This is a genomic window from Streptomyces incanus, assembly GCF_042656345.1.
Taxonomy (GTDB): domain Bacteria; phylum Actinomycetota; class Actinomycetes; order Streptomycetales; family Streptomycetaceae; genus Streptomyces; species Streptomyces incanus.
In genome coordinates this window covers 1-6744 of sequence record NZ_JBHSPC010000060.1, presented here as the reverse complement: position 1 = coordinate 6744, position 6744 = coordinate 1, and the positions used below count along the sequence as shown (strand labels likewise).

Sequence of the window (6744 nt, the reverse complement as noted above, 5' to 3'; positions counted from 1 at the left end):
CCCCGGCATCCTACGGGCCAACGGAAGCCAGAAATCGACGAGTTATTTTTCGACAGCCCACAGGGTCATTGCGTGATCGAGATCTGTCCGGGTTCGTCACGTGAGACCGAGGGCTCGTAGGGGCCGGTGGTAGTCGCGGCCGGTGTGGCGGAGGGCGGCGGCGATGTTGGTCTGGCCGTCCTGGCGGAAGATGCTGATGGCGAGGTTGCGCAGGGAGGCCATGGCGCGGGGCAGGGTGCCGGTGCGGACCTTGGAGTCGTCCTCGCGGAACGTGCGGTCCCGGACGTGGTGCAGGAGGTTCTCGATACCCCAGTGACCTCTGATCCAGGTGGCGAGCTCGGTGCAGGTGGCGTCGAAGACGGTCAGGCTGGTGATCAGGTAGACGCGCTCGATGGTCAGCTTCCCGGCACTCAAGTCGCGTCGCCACCGTACGACTTGGATCGCCTGGCGGGCGCCGGGGTAGTCGAGGTGGCTGAACGCGGCGACCTTGAGCCGGCGGACCTCGTCGCGGTGGTGGGCGCGGTCGCGAGTGCGGTGCCCGAGCGGGATGTCCCGCCAGGGCAGCTTCCTGACCTGGGCGTACAGGCCCGGATGGTTCTTCTTCACGACGGCCACGTAGTACGCGCCGCGACGGGTCAGATAGGCCCCGTGGTCGTGCTGGGTGTGCAGGGCGTCGGCGGTCGCCACCGAGTTCTCCAGCTCGAGGCCGTCCAGCAACGGCGCGAAGGAGGGGATCTCGCTGCTCTTGGAAGCGACCTGCCGCTGTGCCAGGACCACGCCGTGGTGGTCCATCGCCGCCAGCAGCTGGATGGCCGCGGCCGCCCGGGTTCGCGATCCGCGGACTACCTTGCCGTCGACGGCGATCACCCGTCGCACCGGCCCTTTCTCCTCCGCCGGATCGGCCGGGGGCGGCGTTCTGGCCTGCAGATACGCGCTGATCGCCGCGTCCAGCGCGTCGCCGTCCACACGCTGCAGCAGGCGGCGCACGGTTGCGGCGTGCGGCACCGGCCGCAGACCGGTAAGCGGATTGGCAGCAAAGCCAAGGACGCCCAGCACATGCTGCGGGGCATCCGTGATCCACTCGTTGATCGCGATGAGCGAGCGAGCCCCGGTCAGTACCGCCGAGACGGCTGCGCGCAGCAACGCGAGGGCCGGATACCGCAGACCTCGCGCATCGCGGGGATCGGCGACCAGGATCAGGAAACGCCGCAGGTCAGCGACAGCGCTTGAGGTGAGGGGATCCGTCGGGGAGCCCAGTTGCTCCAGCGCGGAAGGGATGGGCGATGATGTTCGGGCAGGCACGGTCTCGCTCGGTTCTCATGGGTCTCGACAACCACATGATCACCAGCACCGTTCCTGCTCTGCTCTCCGGGCTCCCTTGCTACACAAAGGACATGACGCCACATCACTCACGAGACCGGCGAACCGGACCAATCCCAAACGTGCAATGCCCCGGCCTGCACGAGAACAGCACCCGCACATCGATCGAGCTTGCTCACCTCCTCCAGCAGGAGCCCAGACACGACGAAGCGATCGCCGTGCTGACTCCGCTGGCGACTGTCGGGAGTTCTCAGGCACAGCACGAGTTGGCCAAAACCCTTGAGGCCAAGGAAAAGCTCGATGAAGCAATCGTCTGGTATCAGAAGAGCGCAGAAGACGGCACCTTCGGCGCGGCTCACGGAGCGGTCAGACTGATGCTGCGCGCTGAGCGGGCAAGCGAGGCCCTCGCATGGCTCAGGTCCATAAGCGATCCCGATGCATCCCACGAACGCGTCGAATGCGCCGAGTGGGTTCTGGCATCGATGGGTCGGGATGAGGAAGCCAAGAGAGTGAGGAGTTACGGCTGGGAGCCGGATGGCAGCATCAGCACCCCCTGGTCCATTACACCTCCCTCATCCAAGGAAGGATGATCTTCGCCGGACAGGCGGACGGATCGCTCGTCACCACGGTGACATGACGACGACACGGTGACCTACGAAGACGGCCAAATCGAAGGAGCAGCGGGGAACCCCGCAGCGCAGCTGCTGTCGGCAGGGACTTCCCATACACCGCGAAGACCCTGTGCTACATCGAAGTCGCCAAGGACGGAACGGTGTCCCACGGCGTTGATGCCGGCGCTTACGCGCGGGCTCGCAGCGGGGAGTCGCGGCTGTTCGCCGTATGGCCGGGCTCCTGGCGAAGCGACCTGTTCGTCGTCGACGACCTCGACGAATACGCCCGCGCACACGGACTCCTTCACGATCAACAACGCACCGGGCTCGCTGACCACGAGCACGCCGTCCGCTGGGCGCTGGACCCCAGCGAGAAGAAGCCGATGGGCAGCTACATCACTGTCCGCGTTCATCTGGACTGCGGATGCGCCATCAACGACCTCGACGCGTTCGCCAAGCAGATGCGCGCCCAGCAAGGATGGGACATCGCCACGACTGGCGGGTGGGGCGGGAGCACCACATCAGGGACCTACATGCGCGTACGTCGCAAGAGTCTGGACTCCTGACCGGCCTCGCATGCGTGCGCGATGCGTGAGCGGACGATTCGGCGCAGGGCGTCATCAGCCGGATGAGGCACGACTCCGCAGGGAGCTGATCAGGCAGAACAGCGCCCTGCGGCAGGGTGGAGCACTGCCCGGCACGGATTCGATCCCACTCCCAGTGCGATGCGAGGAACTCTGCCATGGTCCTCACCCCCGGTTCCTGCTGCTGTGTGCCGGCCCTGGGCCGCCGCTCGCTCGACCGCCCACAGCGATCGTTCAGCTCCTTTTGCCTGCTGGACCGCCTGATGGCAGGTCCTTCGAGTCCGCGCTCCGGCAACCCGGACTTCCTCCGATAATCTCCCCTGTACCCGCCCAGACTTGACATTGCAAGGCTCAAGTTTTATTTCAGGACGTAGGCGAGCCGGGTTCCGAAGCCGCAGCTCGCAGCGGCCGGGGAGGTGGCCGGGATGCAGACGCGGGACCGAGGGTCGGACTTGTACGCGGTGCTGGGGGCGGAGCCCTCGGCCACGGCCGGGCTGATCACCTCCGCCTTCCGCGCCCGGGTGCGGGAGCTGCGCCCCGACACCCGGGTGGATGCCACCACCGCGGAGCGGTTCGGCGAAGTGCGCGCGGCGTACGAGACGCTGCGCGACCCGGTGCGCCGCGCGGCCTACGACCAGACCTGTGAGCTGGCCCGTCACCGGACGCAGGAGCGCGGGCAGGCTCTGACGCGGCACGCCCCGCCGCGCCGGTACTTCACCGTGCTCCAGGTCTGCGCACCCGAACCGCCCCTGCGGGCGGGCCCCGTCCACTGGAAGCCCATGCTGCGTTGAGGACCCACCAACCACCTGAAACGGCAGCCAGAACGAGAAAAGGATGAGGAGGGAGAGTTCAGATGGCGCGCTCGGTCGGTATAGATCTCGGTACGACGAACTCGGTGGTCTCGGTCCTTGAGGGCGGCGAGCCCACCGTCATCACCAACACGGAGGGAGCGCGGACCACGCCGTCGGTGGTGGCCTTCGCCAAGAACGGCGAGGTGTTGGTCGGCGAGGTCGCCAAGCGGCAGGCCGTGACGAACGTGGAGCGCACCGCACGCTCCGTGAAGCGGCACGTGGGCGATCACAGCTGGCGGTTCCCGGAGCACGGCAGCATCGACGGCAAGCGGTACACCGCGCAGGAGATCTCCGCGCGCGTGCTGCAGAAGCTGAAGCGGGACGCGGAGGCGTATCTCGGCGAGGACGTCACCGATGCGGTGATCACCGTGCCCGCGTACTTCGACGACGCCCAGCGGCAGGCGACCAAGGAGGCCGGTGAGATCGCGGGACTGAACGTGCTGCGGATCATCAACGAGCCGACGGCCGCGGCCCTGGCCTACGGGCTGGACAAGGAGAACGAGCAGACGGTCCTCGTCTTCGACCTGGGCGGCGGCACCTTCGACGTGTCGCTGCTGGAGATGGGCGAGGGCATCCTCGAGGTCAAGGCCACCAACGGCGACACCCACCTGGGCGGTGACGACTGGGACCAGCGGATCGTCGACCACCTGGTCAAGCAGTTCAAGAACCACTACGGCGTGGACCTGTCCAAGGACAAGATGGCCGTGCAGCGGCTGCGGGAGGCAGCGGAGAAAGCGAAGATCGAGCTGTCCAGCTCGTCGGAGACCACCATCAACCTGCCCTACATCACCGCGTCCGCCGAGGGCCCCCTGCACCTCGACGAGAAGCTCACCCGCGCCCAGTTCCAGCAGCTGACGTCCGATCTGCTGGAGCGGTGCAAGGCGCCCTTCCACAACGCGATCAAGGACGCCGGGATCAAGGTGTTCGACATCGACCACGTGGTCCTGGTCGGCGGCTCCACGCGTATGCCCGCGGTGACCGAGCTGGTGAAGGAGGTGACCGGCAAGGACCCGCACAAGGGCGTTAACCCGGACGAGGTCGTCTCGATCGGTGCCGCGCTGCAGGCCGGTGTGCTCAAGGGCGAGGTCAAGGACGTCCTGCTGCTCGACGTCACCCCGCTGTCCCTGGGCATCGAGACCAAGGGCGGCATCATGACCAAGCTGATCGAGCGCAACACGACCATCCCGACACGGCGTTCGGAGATCTTCACCACGGCGGAGGACAACCAGCCGTCGGTGCAGATCCAGGTCTTCCAGGGCGAGCGCGAGATCGCCGCGTACAACAAGAAGCTCGGCATGTTCGAGCTGACCGGTCTGCCGCCGGCGCCGCGCGGGGTGCCGCAGATCGAGGTCGCCTTCGACATCGACGCCAATGGCATCATGCACGTCACGGCGAAGGACCTCGGCACCGGCAAGGAGCAGAAGATGACCGTCACCGGCGGCTCCGCGCTGCCCAGGAACGACATCGACCGCATGGTCCGCGAGGCCGAGCAGCACGCCGAGGAGGACCGTCGGCGGCGGGAGGCGGCTGAGACCCGCAACCAGGGCGAGCAGCTCGTCTACTCGACCGAGAAGCTGCTCAGGGACAACGCGGACAGGATCCCGGGCGACGCGAAGAGCGAGACGGAGACCGCTCTGGCCGATCTGAAGGAGAGGCTGAAGGACGAGAGCGCGGACACGGCGGCGATCCGGCAGGCGATCGACCGTACCGCACAGGCCGCGCAGAAGATCGGCACGGCCCTGTACGAGAAGGCGCGGGCCGAGCAGCCGGCCGGGGCGGCCGCGGGCGGCACGGCTGGTGGCTCGTCCGAGGACGAGGTGGTGGACGCCGAGATTGTCGACGAGGACAAGCCGGAGGCCGGCTGACGATGACCGGGAGTGGGTCGCAGAGCACCGAACTGCAGCAGCTGCGGCGCCTGGTGGAGGAGCGGACCGCCGACCTGCAGCGGGTGAAGGCCGAGTACGACAACTACCGCAAGCGGGTCCGGCGGGACCGCCTGGCCGTCCGCGAGATCGCGGTGGCCAACGTGCTCCGGGCGCTGCTGCCCGTGCTGGACGCCGTCGACCGGGCGTGTGCCAACGAGCCGCTCACGCCGGGCTTGAGGGACATCGCCGACAGCCTGAAGGACGAGCTCGGTTCGCTGGGCGTCACGTCGTTCGGTGAGGTGGGCGATCCGTTCGACCCCGCCTGCCACGACGCCCTGACGCACCACGTCTCCCCCGACAGGGACCGGCTGGTCTGTTCGGCGGTCCTGCGTCCCGGTTACCGGCTCGGCGAGCATCTGCTGCGTCCGGCCACCGTGGAGGTCACCGGGCCGACTCCGCCCGCGAGGAAGCCGCGCGGAAGCGACCGAGGAGCCGGCCTCTCCACCCCGGACATGCACGGGCCTTCCGTGTGGCGTGGAGCGGGCCGGGCTCCCTTGCCGCCGGGCAGGCAATGCCGTTGCTTGAAAGGTGCAAGTAGTTCCTCTCCAGGCGCTGTCACGTTGTTGAGTGTGTGAGTGCCTGACAGCGTGTCGGGGGGTGGTGGGGCCGGGTTTCGGCTCCGGGCTCAGGCCGTGGCAGCCAGGCCGGCGACGCTGGTGGCCTGGTCCCAGACCGCGAAGCACATGGTCGTCCCGGCGCGGTAGTGGGCGGCGGTATCAGGTGGCGGCGGGGCCGGAAGTGGGATGAGATGCCGCTGAAGGCGGCCAGGAACCACTGGGCTCCGCCGACGCTGCGGAAGCTTTTCATGGCGCGTTCGCGCTGCCGGGCGGGCCGGGGGGAGTTCTCGGCCCGGTTGTTCAGGCCCTGGTGGGAACGATGATTGACCGAGGGCATGACCTCGCGGTGGGCGACGCTGTAGGAGCGGAGCTTGTCGGTGATGACCACCCGCGGCACCGAACACGTCTTCTTCATCAGGCGGCGGAAGAACCGCCTGGACGCGGGGGTGTCCCGGCGGTCCTGCACGAGAATGTCCAGCACCATCCCGTCCTGGTCGACAGCCTGCCACAGGTACGTCAGCTCGCCATTGATCTTGATGAAGACCTTGTCCAAGTGCCACATGTCCCCCGGCAGGGGCTGCCTGCGGCGCAGCGTGCCAGCGTAGGCCTGCTCGAACGTGGCGCACCACCGCCGGACCGTCTCGTGGGAGACGAGCACGTTGCGCTGGAGCATCAGCTCCCCGGCCTCGCGGTACGACAGCGGGAAGCGGTGGTACCGCCACACGCAGTGGGAGATGATCTCGACCGGGTACCGGTGCCCCTGGTACGACGGTGGCGCGCTGTCCACAAACGACCCTCGCAGCGTGACCAACCAGAAGATCATCCCAGGCCGGTCAGCCAACGTGATGCGATGAAGGAGCGGGCCTCCCGCTCCGGCCGGGTGCGGACGATGCTCG

6 protein-coding genes and 1 pseudogene are annotated in these 6744 nt (G+C 67.8%); 5 read left to right on the top strand and 2 right to left on the bottom strand.

Annotation, left to right across the window (positions count from 1 at the left end; translation table 11 throughout):
• Nucleotides 1–96: 96 nt before the first annotated feature.
• The gene (locus ACFP2V_RS20720; protein WP_381214373.1) at nucleotides 97–1302 is read right to left on the bottom strand and encodes an ISAs1 family transposase; all 1206 of its coding nucleotides are present in this window, start codon (nucleotides 1300–1302) and stop codon (nucleotides 97–99) included.
• 17 nt (nucleotides 1303–1319) lie between these two features.
• Between ACFP2V_RS20720 and ACFP2V_RS20715 the strand changes: the two genes are divergently transcribed.
• The 5 genes from ACFP2V_RS20715 (at nucleotide 1320) to grpE (ending at nucleotide 5866) form a co-directional block, all read left to right on the top strand.
• On the top strand, nucleotides 1320–1910 hold the full coding sequence (locus ACFP2V_RS20715) for a tetratricopeptide repeat protein (RefSeq protein ID WP_381214370.1): 591 nt from the start codon (nucleotides 1320–1322) through the stop codon (nucleotides 1908–1910).
• 182 nt (nucleotides 1911–2092) lie between these two features.
• Nucleotides 2093–2497 (top strand): hypothetical protein, encoded by a 405-nt coding sequence (locus tag ACFP2V_RS20710; RefSeq protein ID WP_381214367.1) that lies wholly within the window; start codon nucleotides 2093–2095, stop codon nucleotides 2495–2497.
• A 443-nt stretch (nucleotides 2498–2940) separates the two neighbouring features.
• Nucleotides 2941–3306 carry a J domain-containing protein gene (locus ACFP2V_RS20705; protein ID WP_381214364.1) on the top strand — a complete coding sequence of 122 codons (366 nt, stop codon included), beginning with the start codon at nucleotides 2941–2943 and terminating at the stop codon, nucleotides 3304–3306.
• Between the two features lie 62 nt (nucleotides 3307–3368).
• On the top strand, nucleotides 3369–5231 hold the full coding sequence (gene dnaK, locus ACFP2V_RS20700; protein ID WP_381214361.1) for a molecular chaperone DnaK: 1863 nt from the start codon (nucleotides 3369–3371) through the stop codon (nucleotides 5229–5231).
• 2 nt (nucleotides 5232–5233) lie between these two features.
• Nucleotides 5234–5866, top strand: a complete 633-nt coding sequence (gene grpE / locus ACFP2V_RS20695) for a nucleotide exchange factor GrpE (protein WP_381214358.1) — start codon at nucleotides 5234–5236, stop codon at nucleotides 5864–5866.
• Nucleotides 5867–5916: 50 nt separating this feature from the next.
• On the opposite strand, the pseudogene ACFP2V_RS20690 reads toward grpE, so the two are convergent.
• Nucleotides 5917–6635: pseudogene (locus ACFP2V_RS20690) on the bottom strand (IS6 family transposase).
• Between the last annotated feature and the right edge of the window lie 109 nt (nucleotides 6636–6744).